This is a genomic window from Olivibacter jilunii, assembly GCF_900607235.1.
Taxonomy (GTDB): domain Bacteria; phylum Bacteroidota; class Bacteroidia; order Sphingobacteriales; family Sphingobacteriaceae; genus Olivibacter; species Olivibacter oleidegradans.
In genome coordinates, this window is sequence record NZ_LR027852.1 from 208,961 (window position 1) to 226,168 (window position 17,208).

Annotated in this window: 13 protein-coding genes; 8 read left to right on the top strand and 5 right to left on the bottom strand. The window is 41.6% G+C overall.

Features of this window, described 5'->3' with window-relative positions:
• Nucleotides 1–51 precede the first annotated feature (51 nt).
• On the top strand, nt 52–582 hold the full coding sequence (locus tag E0E36_RS17100) for an NAD(P)H-dependent oxidoreductase (RefSeq protein WP_013665762.1): 531 nt from the start codon (nt 52–54) through the stop codon (nt 580–582).
• A gap of 130 nt (nt 583–712) precedes the next feature.
• On the opposite strand, the gene E0E36_RS17105 is transcribed toward E0E36_RS17100, so the two are convergent.
• The 5 genes from E0E36_RS17105 to E0E36_RS17125 all read right to left on the bottom strand — a co-directional run bounded on the left by E0E36_RS17105 (nt 713) and on the right by E0E36_RS17125 (nt 6,943).
• On the bottom strand, nt 713–3,877 hold the full coding sequence (locus E0E36_RS17105) for a TonB-dependent receptor (RefSeq protein ID WP_130856987.1): 3,165 nt from the start codon (nt 3,875–3,877) through the stop codon (nt 713–715).
• A 279-nt stretch (nt 3,878–4,156) separates the two neighbouring features.
• Entirely contained in the window at nt 4,157–4,555 is a 399-nt protein-coding gene (locus E0E36_RS17110) for a hypothetical protein (protein WP_130856989.1), read from the bottom strand.
• Nucleotides 4,556–4,574: 19 nt separating this feature from the next.
• Entirely contained in the window at nt 4,575–4,994 is a 420-nt protein-coding gene (locus E0E36_RS17115; protein WP_130856991.1) for a GNAT family N-acetyltransferase, read from the bottom strand.
• Between the two features lie 144 nt (nt 4,995–5,138).
• The gene (locus E0E36_RS17120) at nt 5,139–5,903 is read right to left on the bottom strand and encodes an SDR family NAD(P)-dependent oxidoreductase (RefSeq protein ID WP_013665765.1); all 765 of its coding nucleotides are present in this window, start codon (nt 5,901–5,903) and stop codon (nt 5,139–5,141) included.
• 98 nt (nt 5,904–6,001) lie between these two features.
• Nucleotides 6,002–6,943 (bottom strand): helix-turn-helix domain-containing protein, encoded by a 942-nt coding sequence (locus E0E36_RS17125; protein ID WP_130856993.1) that lies wholly within the window; start codon nt 6,941–6,943, stop codon nt 6,002–6,004.
• A 282-nt stretch (nt 6,944–7,225) separates the two neighbouring features.
• Between E0E36_RS17125 and E0E36_RS17130 the strand changes: the two genes are divergently transcribed.
• The 7 genes from E0E36_RS17130 to E0E36_RS17160 all read left to right on the top strand — a co-directional run bounded on the left by E0E36_RS17130 (nt 7,226) and on the right by E0E36_RS17160 (nt 17,009).
• The gene (locus E0E36_RS17130) at nt 7,226–7,810 is read left to right on the top strand and encodes an RNA polymerase sigma factor (protein ID WP_013665767.1); all 585 of its coding nucleotides are present in this window, start codon (nt 7,226–7,228) and stop codon (nt 7,808–7,810) included.
• Nucleotides 7,811–7,931: 121 nt separating this feature from the next.
• Entirely contained in the window at nt 7,932–8,888 is a 957-nt protein-coding gene (locus E0E36_RS17135; RefSeq protein WP_130856994.1) for a FecR family protein, read from the top strand.
• A 109-nt stretch (nt 8,889–8,997) separates the two neighbouring features.
• Nucleotides 8,998–12,351, top strand: a complete 3,354-nt coding sequence (locus tag E0E36_RS17140) for a SusC/RagA family TonB-linked outer membrane protein (RefSeq protein ID WP_130856996.1) — start codon at nt 8,998–9,000, stop codon at nt 12,349–12,351.
• A gap of 4 nt (nt 12,352–12,355) precedes the next feature.
• Nucleotides 12,356–14,116 carry a RagB/SusD family nutrient uptake outer membrane protein gene (locus tag E0E36_RS17145; RefSeq protein ID WP_130856998.1) on the top strand — a complete coding sequence of 587 codons (1,761 nt, stop codon included), beginning with the start codon at nt 12,356–12,358 and terminating at the stop codon, nt 14,114–14,116.
• Nucleotides 14,117–14,143: 27 nt separating this feature from the next.
• Nucleotides 14,144–15,256 (top strand): metallophosphoesterase, encoded by a 1,113-nt coding sequence (locus tag E0E36_RS17150; protein ID WP_130856999.1) that lies wholly within the window; start codon nt 14,144–14,146, stop codon nt 15,254–15,256.
• 109 nt (nt 15,257–15,365) lie between these two features.
• Nucleotides 15,366–15,980, top strand: a complete 615-nt coding sequence (locus E0E36_RS17155) for an RNA polymerase sigma factor (RefSeq protein ID WP_013665772.1) — start codon at nt 15,366–15,368, stop codon at nt 15,978–15,980.
• 57 nt (nt 15,981–16,037) lie between these two features.
• Entirely contained in the window at nt 16,038–17,009 is a 972-nt protein-coding gene (locus E0E36_RS17160) for a FecR family protein (protein WP_130857001.1), read from the top strand.
• Nucleotides 17,010–17,208 lie beyond the last annotated feature (199 nt).

Below are 17,208 nucleotides of genomic sequence, written 5' to 3' on the forward strand. Positions count from 1 at the left end.
ACCAAATCGATAGTTACCACGCTATTTTTGTGTGAAAGATATACAAGCGATATGAAAACATTAATAATCGTAATTCATTCTGATCTTAAAAATTCGGTTATCAACAAACGCTGGTTGGAAGAATTAGCAAAGTATCCCGATCGGTATGTTGTGCATGACTTACACCAGGTCTATCCGGATGAAAAACTGGATATTATAAATGAGCAGCAGTTAGTGGAGGCCTATGATAAAATCGTATTCCAATTTCCGTTTTATTGGTTCAACTGTCCACCCCTTTTTAAGAAATGGTTAGACGAAGTGTTAACTCATGGATGGGCATACGGCAAAGGTAGTAGTTATAAATTACAAGGGAAGAAGCTGGCCATGGGCATTACGGCAGGTATTGAGGCGGAAGACTATCATCCTGCCGGAAGGTATAAATATACACTGGAACAGTTAGTCGCCCCGTTTGAGATAACGTTTGAATATGTACGGGCCGATTACCGATCTTTCTTTGCCTTTTATGGAGCAGAACATCGAGCCATCCCTCAACGAGTGGAACAAAGCGCCCTCGACTATCTTGCTTTTATTGATGCTTTGTAAAGAGAATACGTTGCTAATTAATAAAGTTTAACCAAGACAGGTTTGTGCGACCTGTCTTGGTTAAGTGAATAAAAAGCAGAACCCTCTTTATTTCCAATTAAGTCTGGATGTGATATGCCTCTTAATACTGCTAGAAGGCATAACGTAGTCCTAATTGCACTTGAAAAGGATTGCCATTTAAATTAGACACACCGGTCGTGCCATTCATGTTATAGACATACTGTAATGCATCCGGGTCGAAACTCTTAATGCTGTAAATGTTCTGTTTACCTAAGTTATGTCCTACGCCCCAGTTTTTATTGAACATATTGGCAATGTTGAAAATATCCACAGACACTTCCAGCCCATGTGTTTTATAGAAACGAAACATTTTGGCGAGGCGTAAATCGAAAACCCCATAAAAGTTATTGATACCACCATTACGTTCTGCAACTTTGCCTAGGTTTTTATTAATATAATCTTTTACGCTTTGTTCAGCTTCCGGATTATTTAAGATGGCATTGATACCGTCACGAATATATTCCGGTGTATTTGGGCTATTGGGATTATAAATAAAGGCAAGATCGTTCGATGAAACGAAATCGCCGTTCATGTTGCCGGCTACAGCAAGTGAATAACGTGTACCGCCAATGCCACTAAAACGTAGACCAATCGTGATGCCATGGATACTCGGCGCCGTACCGTAGAAGACGACCTTATGGCGGAATTGGTTGTCAGAATAGGCCATGCCACTTAGGTTTCGAGGATCGTCGCGCACCATCAGCGATAGCGTGGCGGTATTAGCAACATTACCATTATATGAAGTATTGTCTTTTGTATCGTTCCAAGTGTAGGAAACATTGATTTGCCCATCCTTATAGTAGCGATAGGTTCCGTCTACAACAAAGGTATAAGAGTTTACTTTGCCATCGCTATTCATTTCCAAAACGCGCCCTAATTTAGATGTTTTTCGGCTATTTACCCAGTTGGCAGCACCGTTGTCTTCCCGGATACTTTCTGCAGGTACATAAACCCCTCTATTATCCTCCGCAGCAATCCTAAAATAAGGTTGATCAACCATATTACGATCAACGTACATATAATTGTTCCGTGCCCATGTTCCATAGGCACTGATACCTATCCGCAGTGTCGGTGTGAAAAAATGGTTGATGGAGAGGTTTGCTTTATAAACTGTTGGTACTTTAACGTCTGCGCTGTTTGTGTTAATAGTGACAAGCTTTTCTATGCTAGAGTTGTTGATTAAATCACGTCCAGGGGCAGTGTTTGGATCATTACGGTAATTGGGGAAGTTTACCGTAGGCATCAAGCTTGGATCGGTAATGTCTACACCCGCTATACGAGTACCATCAAATAACATATTGTTCAACATGGAGTAAGGATTCAGGTTGGAACCGAAAATACCCGCCCCGAAACGAATAATGTCTTTTCCTTCATCGTTTATATTCCAATTGAATTGGATACGTGGTTGAATTTGAAACGTATTGATACCGTTGTCGGTAGCAATACTCAACTCATCGTAAACGAGCTGATTGAAATTGGCTTTTCGTAAGTAGCGGGTATTATCAAATCGGATACCTGCCACCAGATCCAAGCCCGTTGCTAGTCGGGTTTCCATCTGCCCGTATATCCCCGCGGCCAAATTGTTCACTTTTGTATTTTCATGATCGGTCATATACACATCGCGTGCATAGCGATAAGGCGCTAGGTCGTTGAAATTGTCAAGTCCGGTAAAATAGAAACGACCGTTCATTTCACTCCCGTACCTGAAATTCATGTCTGTGTACATAATGTCAGCACCGAATGTATATTTTATCTTCTCTGTGTTATAATATAGATTGTTCACTAATTGGAATACATTGCCTTTAAACCATTCGGGAGCAAAACGTTGTCCACCCATTTGAATGGAGTTATAATATTTCTTATCACCGTCGATGGATTCTACATTCTCAACAATAACTCGTGGGATACTTTGGTTTTTTCCTATACCATCCACATTATGCATAACCTCGGTACTCTCATAGAAGTGTTGTACTTTCAAATCATTTGTAAGCTTCGAGTTGACGGAGCTACGTAGCGAGGCCATCAAACTATTGTTGATGTTTTTACGATTTACGTAAGATTCGAAAGCGTTGATGCCCGAATTATCACCCTCTTGCTGATTATCCATATCATAGATAAAATTGTTTCGGATGGTCAGCAAGTTTTTTTCATTTAACTGCCAATCCACCCGCGCAAATGCCGCATCGGTGGTTTTACTCTTATCAAAGGAACCAAAAAGAGCATTGGAATTAAACCCATATTTTTCTCGGGCTATACGGGTAAATTCATCCAGCGTTGGCTGTGTCACTTTGTATCGACCGATATCTGCAGGATTTTGGATGTCCGCTATATAAAGTGGACGCGAATCCGCCTGATGATCCCAAGCAACAAAGAAGTGCGCTTTATCCTTAACGATCGGTCCTCCTAAAGAGAAACCATATTGATAAGTCGAAAATTTTTGGGAACGAGGGGTCCCATTTAAGTTGTACTTACTCGATAACCAGTCGGTACGTACAAAAGTAAACGCACTTCCCGAAAGCGTGTTAGTGCCTGATTTTGTAACGGTTGTAATACTTCCACCACCACTTCTTCCATTCGTTACGTCATATTCATTCGTAACCACTTTGAACTCCCTGATCGCTTCCATAGAAATAGAATAGGCTCCACCACTATTGCCGCCCGCAATGGTACTTCGGGATGTCATACCATCTACTGTATAGTTGGTTGAAGACGCAATCTGACCAGCCAATGTATTTCCGTTGCTTACAGGAGAAAGATCGATCAAGGACGAGAAATTACGTCCGTTTACCGGTAGTTTAGTCAGTTCGGTGGCGGTTACTGCCGTGGAAGCTCCTAAAGTTTTAATCGCATTTCTCATATCGTTACCTTGTACAACCACTTCGTCTAATTGGTTGGAGCTAGCGGCTAATTTGAAATCGACTACTAGCTCATCGCCATAATTGAGTGTATAACCCGTTTTTTTCTGCTCTGTATAACCAATGTAGGTTGCTGTAACTGTATAAGGAGACCCCAAGGGTAATTGTTGAAAGGTATAATTGCCTTTTTCATTCGTCATTGTCGTTACTTTAAAACCGGTCGATTCATTTTTTACAGTGATGGATACACCGGAGACGGGACCTTCAGTTTCGGATACGGTACCTAAAATAGTAGCTTCGGTTCCTTGCGACCAAGCGTGCATCATGGGTAATAAAAATAATGCTAACCATGTAAAAAATGGGATAGATTTTGCGTTCATTTGTCTGTCTTCGAGTTTACTTGCTAATAGTGGATAATTGAAAAATTGAGATGCGGATCATCGTTATGCATTTTTACCGATTGTGTTGCCGGCAAAACTAGTATGCAAATGTTTGGACTTCGTTAAGAAATGATTAACCTTTGTTGATCTTAAAGGTAATTGAAGACAGGGACTAATAGGTGAGGGGATTGAAAAGCTATTCGAGGAGAGCGGGTCGGACACCCGATTGAAGTGGGTGGATTAATTGGGTTTGGCTCGGCAAGCTTATCGCCTATTCTATCACTGTTCGGGAACCAATAGGTTTTTAAGTAAAGATAGAAAATGTTCATTGGCAGTATAAAAATATCGATAATTAATAATGAGATAAAGAATGCCGGCATAACCATATCTGATCCGAATAGGCTTCCAAAAAGCGCCAAAATTCTTTACTGATGCAGGTGTATAATGCTCATCAAAACCGTAATACAGTTCTTCAATATTACTTAATGGAATGCGCTTGTATTCACTCCCATCTAAAATTATATCTGCGTCAGTTAGGATGATATGTCCTTCATGTTTGGCAAGCGGAGGAGTAAATGAAAAATGTCGTATGGTAAATCGTTCGTTGTAGCCCATTTGTTGGATCTCAAAATCATGTATCCATAATGCACGCCCTTCGAAAAGTAGTCGTTGGTTCATATGTCGATAAAATTACAAATTAATATAGACGCCGTTCCATCATGTTTTCAGGATGGGCTAGTGGTTTAAAACCGTACTTTTTATATAAACCGTGAGCATCCTTGGTTCCCAAAGCCCATCGTTTTATCTGCTGAAGATCCGGATGTTCCATAATCGTAGTAATCAGTTTTTTACCTAAACCGAGGCCTCGATAATTGTCGAGAATGAAAACATCCAATAGCCAGGCGAAGACGGCATAATCTGTTATGACACGTGCAAAGCCAACTTGCTTATCTGTCGAGTCCAAAAGCGTGAAGCAGAGCGAGTTTGTCACGGATCGTTCGACAGTCTCCCGAGACCGGCCCTGTGCCCAATATGAATCGTTATGTAAAAAGTTAAAAACGATCTCCATATTTATGAGTGATTTATCCGTTGATATATAATAAAGCTCGTTTTTCATCAGAATATCTTCTTTAACTTCCTAAATATAATAAATTTACGCTTTTATCATTCGGGAAAAATCAAAAAAAGGTTGGCAGGAATAAACGTAGTTTAATCCTGTCAACCTGAACTTAAAATTGGAGCAATTTATTCTTTGGGTATCTTACAACATCATTCCTCCTGAAACCTCAATGCGTTGACCATTGATCCATTTAGCATCTTCAGTACATAAAAAGGCCACTACACCGCCGATATCGTCAGGTAAACCGACTCGTCCTAAGGCAGTAACACTAGCGACATGGTCATTGATTTCTTTATTATCCCGTACACGACCGCCACCAAAGTCCGTTTCGATGGCGCCTGGTGCCACAATATTGGCGGCAATACGGCGAGGACCCAGCTCTTTCGCCAAGTACCTCGTAAGCACTTCAATTGCTCCTTTCATAGAGCCGTAAGCCGAAGAACCGGGAAAAGAAACCCGGGCCAAACCAGATGAAATATTAATAATACGGCCGCCATCGTTAATAAATGGTAAAGCCTTTTGCGTTAAAAAAAAGACCCCTTTATAGTGGATATTCAACACCTCATCAAATTGCTCTTCTGTTGTTTCTGCAAAGGGAGCATAAAGTGCGGTTCCGGCATTATTAATAAGAAAATCGAAATGTTTGTTCCCGTTCTGTTCTGTCAAATAATTGCTTACACGCAGCAGAAAATCGTCAAAGGATTTGATGTTACTGGTGTCCAATTGAAAAGCGATTGCCTTTTGGCCAAGCGATTGAATTTCTGCTACCACATTGTTTGCCTCGCTTTGATTGCTGTTATAAGTAAGAATCACATCAATTCCTTTTTTAGCAAGATTAATGGCCATATTTTTGCCTAGTCCGCGACTGCCGCCGGTTACCAAGGCAATTTTACTTTTTGTTGTCATTGTTTATCTCTTTTTATTTGATAACACAAAGATCTAGCAAAACGTGAGGAGATGTTTGCAAACATCAATCGGCTCTTTGCAAAAATCAAATAAGATAATTACGATCGGAACGTCAATGGCGCTAAGGAAGTTTGCTTCTTAAAAAAGTTGGAAAAATGTGCCACCTCTTCAAAACCTAAGCTGTACGCAATTTCTGAAATGTTCCAGTCTGTTTGTTTGAGTAGTATTTTTGCCTCTTGTGCTATACGACTGCTTATAATGTCGGTTGTTGTTCTACCTGTATGTTCTTTCAGCACCTTATTTAAGTGATTTACATGAATGGCCAGCCTCTCTGCATATTCTTTCGCGGTGCGAAACATCAAACGCTGATGGGTCGAATCAATAGGAAATTGGCGTTCCAATAATTCAATAAACAAAGAAATAATACGCGTGGCAGCGTTTTGATGAGCTTGGAGGATAGTAGCGGGTTGTAATTTCTGTCCGTAATGAATCAATTCCAATACATAATTGCGGATTAAGTCATACTTATATGCGTAATCAGACGCAATTTCTTTTTGTATTTTTTTGAATATATAAGCTATCTCTTCAGCCTCTTCGTCCGTTATTTCAAAAACGGGATAACCTCCCACTTGAAAAATGGGTAATTCGTCTAGCACAACACCCGATTTGTTTTTTATAAGGAACTCGTCTGTAAATACGCAAAAAGATCCTCCCTGCTTTTCATCCAATGGAATCCAGTGATAAGGTACTTTGGGCGTCGCGAACAGTAAAGCATTTTTCTCGACGTTAATTACTTTATCTGCATATTCGGCCCGATTCTTACCTTTAATAAAGCTGATTTTATAATAAGCCCGACGATTATAGGGCATAACTTGTTTTTGTTTTACCTGTTGAATTGTTTCGGCGATATCAAACACATTAAAATGGCCTATTTCTTTATTGATGCCTCGAGGTAAAAGCGTTTGTATTTCCCTGCCGGTAAACTTGGCAGCCTCCCGATAAAATTCATCGAGCGATGTGCTTTTAATGTTCTTTGCCATAAGAAGGGATTTGCAAAATTCAAAGATAGCAAAGAAGAAGTTGGATTGCAATTTATTCCTTTATAAAGACACCTGCCTGCCGGTAGGCAGGTAGGTATTAAGAGATAGGTGTCAAGACGCAAGTATCAAGACAAGTAGTGCAGCCTTTGCTTGGAACGTATAACTAGAGCCTATAACTGAAAGAATAGTAAATAAATTAATGTAAACTTAATACGCTTTGCGTCAGCCAAAGCCTAGTTATTTTTTAGTTTTGTTGCCCGAGTGCAATATGGCATTAATACCATGGTCAACCCACCGTTTCAGGAGGACAAAAAGCTTCAAATCTCAGAGGAAAATTATACCTCTATTTTCAATGCACATTGGAAAAAGCTCTATATTATTGCTTACCGAAGATTACAAGATGTAGCGCTGGCTAAGGATATGGTGCAGGAAGTATTTGTTTATTGCTGGCAACAACGTGCAACTATCCAAATAAATACCAGTATTGATACCTATTTGCGAACGGCATTGCAATATCAGCTGATTGCTCATTTCAGGAAAATGGATATTCAGGATCGTGCATTCAGCTATCTTTATCAAAGGATGGTAGAAGTACATGGTCAAATGCCGGACCTTTTAACGCAACACGATCTACAGGCAGCCTTGAATCGTGAATTGCATCAAATGCCGGATACCATGCGCGAAATTTTTAAGCTTCGTATTCAGGATTATAGTGTTGACGAGATTGCAAACTCACTCAACCTCGCCGAAAAAACAGTCAGAAACAATATCAGCAAAGGCCTCCATCAATTACGAAAAGCACTTGCCAAGGACTTTCCGGAAGACCTATCCGCTATTTGTTTGGTTCTTTACATTTTATTAACCTAAAGCTAATTATTTATTAATCGATTTTATCGGGACGGATGAGCCCTAAGTGCTACTTACTGGTAGAACACGGGATTTACCCTGCTCTTATTTTCGCGTGGATAAAAATGAATTCAAACGGTTAATGGATGGTTATCTTCAGGGTAAGCTGTCTACCGAGAAGCGTGAACTCCTGCAACGCTGGTATGACTCTTTTGGAGAGTCGGAAGTGGGGGTGCCCGGTATGGAAGATCAGGAGGGCATGACTGCGTTAAAAGAGGAACTCTACGGACGTATTCATGGAGCTATTCAACCGAAAAAGATGCCCCTCCGAAAAATAGCTGTTTTTCGCTGGGCGGCCATCGCAGCGCTGTTCGTACTGGCATTGGGAACTATGGTTTGGCTTTATAGCCACCAAAACGATAAATTCGGCGAAACTTCCACTCATGTTGTAAGTGCATACCATAAAATCAGAACAGGAATCAAGCAAATAAAGAAAGTCGATTTACCGGATGGTAGCATGCTCTATGTCAACGCGAATTCTACAATTCGGATTCGTGAACCTTTGTTGGCGAATAAGCGAGAAATATTTCTTGACGAAGGTGAAGCTTATTTTGAAGTTGCACGAGACAGTCTCAGGCCTTTTATTGTTCACACACCAAGTTTAAAGATGGAGGTTCTTGGTACAGCCTTTAATGTGAAATCATATAAGACCTTGGACGATGTGACGATAGAAGTGCAGCATGGAAAAGTACGTGTAAGTGATTCGCAGCGAGTTCTTGATGAACTTACTGCTTTTAAGGGACTTAATTACCGAAAGGCGAATGGACAGACAGAACGTATCGGCTTAAATAACGATGAGGTTAATGCATGGGCAAGAGGAATTGTTGTCTTACAAAAAGCGGACTTTAATGAACTTGCACAGACCTTATACAATCTTTACGGTGTGCGTTTGGAACACGGGGAGGGAAGAACCGCGAATCATCATTACAATTTAACCATACATGCAGACCGATCTTTAGAGGAAACCATGGCCATCATCTGTGGTATCCATAACACCAAATATAGGAGGAAAGATAATGTAGTAACGATATATCCTTGAAGAAAACAGGCGTCAAAGTGGCGCCTGTTTAATGATCTACGCTATGCACTAGCTTGAGACCCTACGCATAGCTCCTTAGCCCTATTTTTTAACTAAGAAATACAAACTTATGAATAAAAACGCACTGTTCATACGGGAAGTTATGCGCATTACCATTTTAATTTATACCGTTATCATCTCGTTTTCGCAACTTTTGCTTGCGGAACCTTCTAATGGGCAGGTCCTGGAGAGGTCGGTAAATATCACCTTTAAGAATAGCACATTATATGCGGCGATTCAGCACCTTCAAATGCAAAGTCAAGTCGAATTTGCCTTCGATGAGAAATTGTTAAAACTGGAAAAAATCGATGTTAAAGCGAAGCATTTTCAGGCCCGGTCTGTAGCGCATGTATTGGACGTGTTATTAGAAGGTACACCCATTACTTACGAGGAGCGAGACCCTCATACGGTAGTCTTACGCAAAAAACAACAAAATGGCACTGTCAGCGGTCGCGTAATCGACGGTGAGGGATTGCCTTTGGCGGGCGCCAATATTCGAATCTTGGAATTGAATAAAAGTGTGAGCACAAATGAAGAGGGTCATTTCTCCCTCAGTATACCTCCAGGAGCCTATACCATCCAGGCATCCTATATAGCCTATCGGCCGCAGCAAAAAGCGCAAACAATCGTGGCGGCAACCAACGTGCTGGTAAATTTTACCTTAGCAGAAGATGTGGCTGCGTTGAATGAGGTGGTCGTGGTTGGATATGGAAAGCAACGAAAAGCAAATCTAACGGGTTCTGTATCGACTATTGACAGCGAACAGTTGGAGAGACGGCCAATTGTTTCAACTTCTACCGCATTACAGGGCTTGGCACCGGGTGTCACCGTCACTTCACAAACAGGCTCGCCGGGAGGAGATGGCGGACAGATACGCATACGTGGTGTCAACTCATTCGGCGGATCTGATAGCTCACCCTTGGTTTTAATCGATGGCATAGCCGGTTCCATTGATATGGTAGATGTCAATTTAATTGAATCTATTTCTGTATTGAAAGACGCCGCATCGGCCGCTATTTATGGTTCTCGCGCTGCAAATGGTGTCATCTTAATAACTACCAAGAGGGCTGCTGACGGCAAATTCTCACTTAATTATAAAGGATATGGCGGTTGGCAAAAGGCTACACGCATACCGGAAGTGACGGATGGCTTAACATTTATGAACGTTTTTAATGAAGCTAACATGAATGATAATGGCTACGAATTGTATAGTGAAGAGGCCATTGCAGCGTTTCAAGAACAATATACGGCTGACCCTGATAATTTTAATTGGCAAAAAGCTATTCTTAATGGTTCCGGTTTTACAAATAATCATTTTGTGTCATTATCGGCTAACGCCGGTAAAATTAGGGTTATGCCTTCGATAGCTTATGTAAACCAAGATGGGATTATTAAGAACACCGGGTTTAAACGTTATGTGGTACGGAATAATATGGACATTGAGCCTAATGATAAATTATCTGTTAAATTCGACATCTCGCTCACCAATAGTAATAGACTCCAAATTGCAGATGAAGGAGATATATGGAACTACCTTGGTCGAATGCCGACCAATATCCCAATCAGGAGAAACGGGTTGTGGTCAGAAGGTTGGGTAAACAAAAATCCCGTTGCTTTTATCGAAGAAGGAGGAAATAGAAAGGGAAACACGTTGGAGCTTATCGGAAATTTCAATATCAGCTACCGACCTGTAAAATGGCTCTCTTTAACGGGGATCGCAGCCCCGCGTTATCGAACAAGAAATTCGCATGTGTTTGTAAAGAGCGTGATGACCTACAATGACGACGGTACGGAAGCGGGTGCTGCCAATACCTTTACTTCCTTGACAGAAACTGCTTATCGCTACTTCTTCGGAAATTATCAATTTCTTGCCTCAGCAAATCATTCTTGGAACAATCATAACTTTAAACTCCTGATGGGAGCATCTCGTGAAACTTATGATGAGAAATATCTGATGGGCTACCGGCGGGATTTTACGTATGATACCTACGAAGTTTTAACGGCCGGTGCTGATAACGAAACAAAAGATAATAATGGTACCCATGACCAGTGGTTGTTGGTTTCTACCTTCGGAAGGTTCAACTATGATTATAAAGATCGTTATCTTTTTGAGGCGGATTTCCGTTACGACGGGACTTCACGCTTTATAAAGCGGAATCGCTGGGCCTTCTTTCCGTCATTTTCAGCGGGATGGAGGGTTTCAGAGGAGTCATTTATGGGAGATACAAAAAGTTTCCTTGATCAACTGAAACTACGGGCCTCCTGGGGGAAACTGGGTAACCAAAACATAGGTAGCTCCTATTACCCTTTTACCGAAACACTAGCCGTGGGCAGTATTTCCATGGCGGATAAGATTTATCAGCTTGTCACTTTGAATACCATGTCGAACCCAGACTTAAGATGGGAAGAAACAACGATGACAGGTGTCGGTTTGGATGCAACCTTGTGGAAACGCTTTTCATTTACTGCCGATTGGTACAAAAAAAATACGGACGGCATTCTGCTCACTTTGTATACTTCTCAGTTAACCGGATTAAATGCTCCTTATCAAAATGCGGCGAAGGTACGCAATACGGGTTGGGAATTCAGTAGCCGCTACGATAATCAATGGGGAGATTTCAGCTTGGGGGTCGGTTTAAATATCTCCGATGTTAAAAATGAGATCATGGATATGAAAGGTCAAACCTCTGGAACTTTGCTACGTCAGCAGGAAGGCTATGCCGTTAACTCCATCTATGGATATGTCGCTGACGGCCTTTACCAGTCGCAGGAAGAGATTGATGCCGGTCCCACACAGTTCGGAACCTTACATCCCGGTGATATCCGGTACAAGGATCTTGCCGGTGCATTCGACGAGCAAGGGAATCCCATTCCTGATGGCAAAATAACCGATGATGATAAGGTCGTTATCGGTAGTACTATTCCTCGGTATACCTATGGATTCAACTTGGATTTCGGTTGGAAAGGCCTCCGATTGAATGCCTTTTTTCAAGGGGTAGCTAAGGTGGATGGGTACCTCAATTCGCACTATGTTATACCTACTGTTAATTCAAGTGCTATTAAACCTTGGCAATTGGATTATTGGACGGAAGAAAATCGAGATGCGGCTTTTCCGCGCTTGTCCATTACATCGGCAAATAATACGCAGAATTCATCTTTTTGGATGCGAAGCGCTTCCTATTTGCGGTTGAAAAACATACAACTCGGTTATACGGTGCCTAAAAATTGGCTAAAAAGCATAGGCGTGAGCGACTTGTATATCTATGTAAATGGACAAAACCTGTTTACTTCAACAAATTTTTGGCAAGGATATGATCCGGAGATTGCATATGATGCCGGTGCGGCCGATGGTGTATCCCTAGGAGGGGCAGCCTATTATCCTCAGGTTAAAGTTTATTCATTTGGTATTGATGTCAAATTCTAAAAAAATGATTGCTATTAAAAAAATATTATCGACCGCGACATTAATAAGTGTTGTACTTTTTTCGGGCTGCGAACTGGATAAGTTCCCCTTAAATGGCCCAACAACAGGCACTTTTCCGGCGACGGAAGAAGAAGCAACAATGGGCTTATATGGTGCCTATAAAGGGTTGACCTTGTTGGATGCAGCCAGTACGCCCATCTGGCATGTGATGGATAATATAACCGATATCGGCTATGCGCGTCCGGGGAATAACTATACGTCGCCGATAACTAGTTCATTAACTACTGATAATGCCTTAGCCATCAAACCTTGGGAGGCGCATTATAAAACGATTGCCCGATGCCATTCGGTACTTGACAACTTAGAAAATATAAAAGTGGAAATGCCGGAAGATAGCTACTATCAACTGGATGCAGAGTTAAGGGTGATCCGCGCTTATTGTTATTCACAACTAATTGAATTATATGGGGATGTGCCACTTGTATTACATGCACTTGGCTTAAACGATACCAATCTGCCCCGCACCGCTAAAATGGAAATTCAGCAATGGATTATCGACGAAATGACAGCGGTGGCTGATCGTCTTCCGATAGCGCAAACGCAATATGGAAATGTACGGGTTGGAAGGGTAGCCGCTTATATGTTAAAAGCACGCGTGGCCTTGTATAGCGGCCAGTATACGGTTGCTGCTGAGGCTGCGGCCAAGGCCTTGGAACTGGCAGAAGGTGTTTATGAGCTTACGCCATTTGATGCTTCTTTGGATTATTGCAACAAAACCCATGCGGAAGGTGAGCCGGCTTGCTCCAATATTTTTGGATATGCAGGCTATCAATCCAGTAAAGAATGGATTTGGGTGGCCGAGTATAACCAAACCATCAGCGGTAATACCCATAATCAAGGGTATTATATGGCTTCGCGATTAGGAAAAGGCGCAAGTTATTGGGGGCCTACACAAAACCTGATCGACTCTTTTCAGGCAATCGATGGGCTTCCCATTGATGAATCTCCTTTGTATGATCCGGCCAATCCGTTTGTCAATCGAGATCCGCGACTGGATATGTACTGCGCTCGCCCTCATGCGCGCTTAATGGGAATACAGTATGAACCGAACGCAAACTTCGCGAAAGTGAATAACTATTGGCCCGTTATAGAGGGGCAAAGCAATACACCTGCGGTAGTGAACAATACCGATGCAACGAATGCTTATCGTTCCTTTAGCGGTTATTTATGGAGAAAGCATACAGATAACGCGGATTATGTGATCAACTCAGCATCCGGCGTGTCTGATTTGAATGTTGGTATTTTTCGCTACGCTGAATTGCTGTTGATTTATGCAGAAGCTAAAATAGAAGCGAATGACATAGACGAATCCGTTTATGAGGCTATCAATAAGATCCGTTCAAGGGCACACATGCCGCCGATTGCGTCAAATTTATCACAGTCTCAATTGCGTACGGCACTTCGTTACGAACGTAAAATTGAATTGTGTAACGACGGTCTTCGCTGGTATGACATCCGACGTTGGAACTTGGCTCCTCAAATCATGAACGGTTATCTTTATCTAAATCGATCCGCCAATACGTGGACGAAAGATGTTCTTGTGGATATTGACGAAAATTACTCACCCATATATAACCATGGTAAGGCCCCCCGGTATTTTAATACCCAGGAACTTGTTTATCGCGAAAATAAAGATGAACTATGGCCCATTCCACAAGCTGAAAGGGATGCGAATAAGAGTTTGACCCAAAATCCCGGTTATTAAACGATTACTAATTTTAAAACAAATAAAATGAAAAGAATTTTTTCTATACTGCTAGCCCTAAATCTGTTTTTTTTCATAAAGGTTGCTACAGCGCAAGAAGCTTACCGTAAACCTGCCTTGGAACAGAAGGATTCCTGGTCTATGATTATGATCCCCGATCCGCAAAACTATGTGAAATGGAGCAGAAATCAACCCATACTGGATTTAATGATGGCCTGGATCGAAGAAAATATCGATACCCTAAACATTAAAATGGTGATGTGCGTTGGCGATTTAGTCGAACAGAACGATATTATCAATAGAGGTGAAGACGGTAATCAATCTGCAGAACGGCAGTGGGAAGCAATCGCAAGATCATTCGGTAAATTGGATGGCAAAGTTCCATATATTACAGCAACAGGAAATCACGACTACAGCATTGACCGGGAAGGCAAACGTTCATCACAGTTCAATAAGTTTTTTAAAATTGATAAGAATTGGATGAACAGAAAGATCATAGCACAAAATGGTACAAATGAAATAGGCGAACCGACTTTGGAAAATTCAGCTTACGAGATGCGTTCACTGAATGGGAAAGACTATTTATTCCTAACTATCGAGTTTGCGCCACGGGATACCGTGCTGACATGGGCCAAAACGATTGCCAATATGGAACAATATAAGAATCATCGTATTGTATTGATGACGCATGCTTACCTGAACAACAAAGATGAGCGAACAACGGGCAAACCAAAATGGTTTGTCTATGAGCCTTATTCCATCCATAATCGCATACAAAAATCACCAACCATTGAGCTGCCTTCTGCCAATAATGGAAAGCAGATATGGGAGAAACTGGTACAGCCGGCATCAAATATTGAGCTTGTTTTATGTGGCCATATTTCGGGCGAAGGTTATCGGGCTGATAAGAACACAGCCGGTAAGAAGGTGCATCAGATGTTGTTTGATGCCCAGTCAATGGGAGGAGGCCATCGTAATGGAAATGGTGGAGATGGTTGGTTACGTATATTGGAATTTTTTCCTGATAATAAAACCGTAAAAGTGAAGACCTTCTCGCCATTTTTTGCCGCTTCACCAACCACACGGCAATTTGCCTGGAAAACTGATAGTCGGAATGAATTTATTATCGAATTTGATTAATAAACTTAAAGGGGGCGATCCCCCCTTTCCTGCTGCCATTTTTCACCGTTTTTAAAATTAACAATAGCTTAACCTTGTAAACATACCTTTGCCATGTCAATCTTAAACTATGGTGTATCAAACGCTCGAACTTCGATGGTGGGAGGCTGTTCAAAAACAGGACGACCGATCACTGTTTAATAGACTGTACCTCAAACACTGGGAGGCGCTTTACATTATTGCGTGGAACCGAACCAAAGATGAGGACGTAGCGAAAGATATTGTACAGGACGTCTTTATTAACTTTTGGGAGCGACGTAAACACATTGTCATTCGTACCAGCGTGATTCAATATCTAACGGGTGCTTTAAAAAATCGCCTTATTGACTACTTCCAATCGGAACAGGTTAAACGGCGGGTCTTTGAATATGTGCTGCAACAGATGGGTAAGGTGATATGGCAATCCGACAATGCTGCCGCCTACCAGGAGGTAGAGGACGCTTTTGATGAAACATTAAATGCTATGCCGGAAAACATGCGGAAATCACTTCTTTTGCGTTTGGAAAATCAGAGTATTTCAGATATTGCCAAGCAGCTGAACCTTGCCGAACAAACAGTAAGCAATTTGCATACAGAAGCAGGTAAACGCTTACGAAAAAAAATGCTGCTTCGATTAAAAGGCGCTGCATTGCCCATAACCATTGTTTTTCTTCAGGCGCTTAACGATTTGTTAATAAATAAATAACAATTTATAGAAGTAATTTGAGCCCTTTTTGTAGACGTATCGATAAAAGACGAATACGTGTACGCAAATCGATTTAGAAGACTATTACGGAAATACCATACAAAAAGGGCTACTCCCGAAGAGCGTCGGTTGGTAGACGATTGGTATAATTCTTTTGATGACTCCCCACGCTTAACTCACACACAGCGGAAGATACTCCGTAATGAGTTACACACCAATATACAAAAGCAGCTATTCCTCCATGAAGATCCAATCGTTAGAAAATTGCGATGGTCACCATTCCGCAAGCTAATTGCTGCCTCAATTCTATTATGCACAACCGGAATGATTGCATGGCTCTTCATTGTCCGAAACGGGGAGAAATTGCCTTCCGAAAAACGGGAATGGGTAGAGGTAGCGGCTGCTGCGGGAAGATTAAAAAAGGTGACCTTACCTGATAGCACCGAGGTGTGGTTGAATACCGATACCAAGATCGGGTTCTTTAAGCCCTTTGAGCATGGGGAGACGCGAGAAGTAACACTTTTGGAAGGTGAAGCGTTCTTTTCTGTGAGCCCGGACAAGACCAAACCTTTTATTGTTCACGCTCAGGGCATAGAAACACGTGTATTAGGAACATCGTTTACCGTACACGCCTATAAGGAGCTGGACGAACTACGTGTATCAGTTTCAACAGGGATGGTTCAGGTAAGGCGTGTTGACGGGTATTCATTGGGAACGCTAAGCAGGGGAGAGGAAGTCGTGTATAACAAAGTTGAAGGTACCAATTTTACACGGGAGGCCGACCCCGAGGTCCGCTCCGCTTGGACATCAGGTACTACCTATTTAAGTGAAGCATCCTTTGCCGAATTAGCGCTCGCTTTTCGTCATACCTATGGCTTGCATTTGAAAGCCCATAATGCAGCCATATTTCATCAACGATACAGCATCCAATTGGATAGACATACCAGATATGATGACTTTGTAAAAGCACTTTGTGCCATTCATAAAAACCGATATAGAAAGGAGGAAAATGCAATTATAATTTATTGATAAATAGCGGTTGACAAGGCAAGTCGTCAACCGCGTGATAAAAGACAGCATACCTTCGAACCGTTGCTGTCCTTATAAATAGCAATGATATCTAAACAAAGCTACTTTTCGTGATAAAAATACGAATTAACAATCTTTTGTCATTCTTTTTTATTCGGGAGTCGTAGCGCAGATTGTAATTAATGAAAATCGATAACGA

What these genes read in the sequence shown, in the direction of transcription:
- E0E36_RS17115 (WP_130856991.1), bottom strand. Translation starts at nt 4,994, where the DNA reads ATGAAAAACGAGCTTTATTATATATCAACGGATAAATCACTCATAAAT.
- E0E36_RS17140 (WP_130856996.1), top strand. Translation starts at nt 8,998, where the DNA reads ATGAATAAAAACGCACTGTTCATACGGGAAGTTATGCGCATTACCATT.
- E0E36_RS17135 (WP_130856994.1), top strand. Translation starts at nt 7,932, where the DNA reads ATGGATGGTTATCTTCAGGGTAAGCTGTCTACCGAGAAGCGTGAACTC.
- E0E36_RS17100 (WP_013665762.1), top strand. Translation starts at nt 52, where the DNA reads ATGAAAACATTAATAATCGTAATTCATTCTGATCTTAAAAATTCGGTT.
- E0E36_RS17130 (WP_013665767.1), top strand. Translation starts at nt 7,226, where the DNA reads ATGGTCAACCCACCGTTTCAGGAGGACAAAAAGCTTCAAATCTCAGAG.
- E0E36_RS17120 (WP_013665765.1), bottom strand. Translation starts at nt 5,903, where the DNA reads ATGACAACAAAAAGTAAAATTGCCTTGGTAACCGGCGGCAGTCGCGGA.
- E0E36_RS17150 (WP_130856999.1), top strand. Translation starts at nt 14,144, where the DNA reads ATGAAAAGAATTTTTTCTATACTGCTAGCCCTAAATCTGTTTTTTTTC.
- E0E36_RS17105 (WP_130856987.1), bottom strand. Translation starts at nt 3,877, where the DNA reads ATGAACGCAAAATCTATCCCATTTTTTACATGGTTAGCATTATTTTTA.
- E0E36_RS17155 (WP_013665772.1), top strand. Translation starts at nt 15,366, where the DNA reads ATGGTGTATCAAACGCTCGAACTTCGATGGTGGGAGGCTGTTCAAAAA.
- E0E36_RS17110 (WP_130856989.1), bottom strand. Translation starts at nt 4,555, where the DNA reads ATGAACCAACGACTACTTTTCGAAGGGCGTGCATTATGGATACATGAT.
- E0E36_RS17145 (WP_130856998.1), top strand. Translation starts at nt 12,356, where the DNA reads ATGATTGCTATTAAAAAAATATTATCGACCGCGACATTAATAAGTGTT.
- E0E36_RS17125 (WP_130856993.1), bottom strand. Translation starts at nt 6,943, where the DNA reads ATGGCAAAGAACATTAAAAGCACATCGCTCGATGAATTTTATCGGGAG.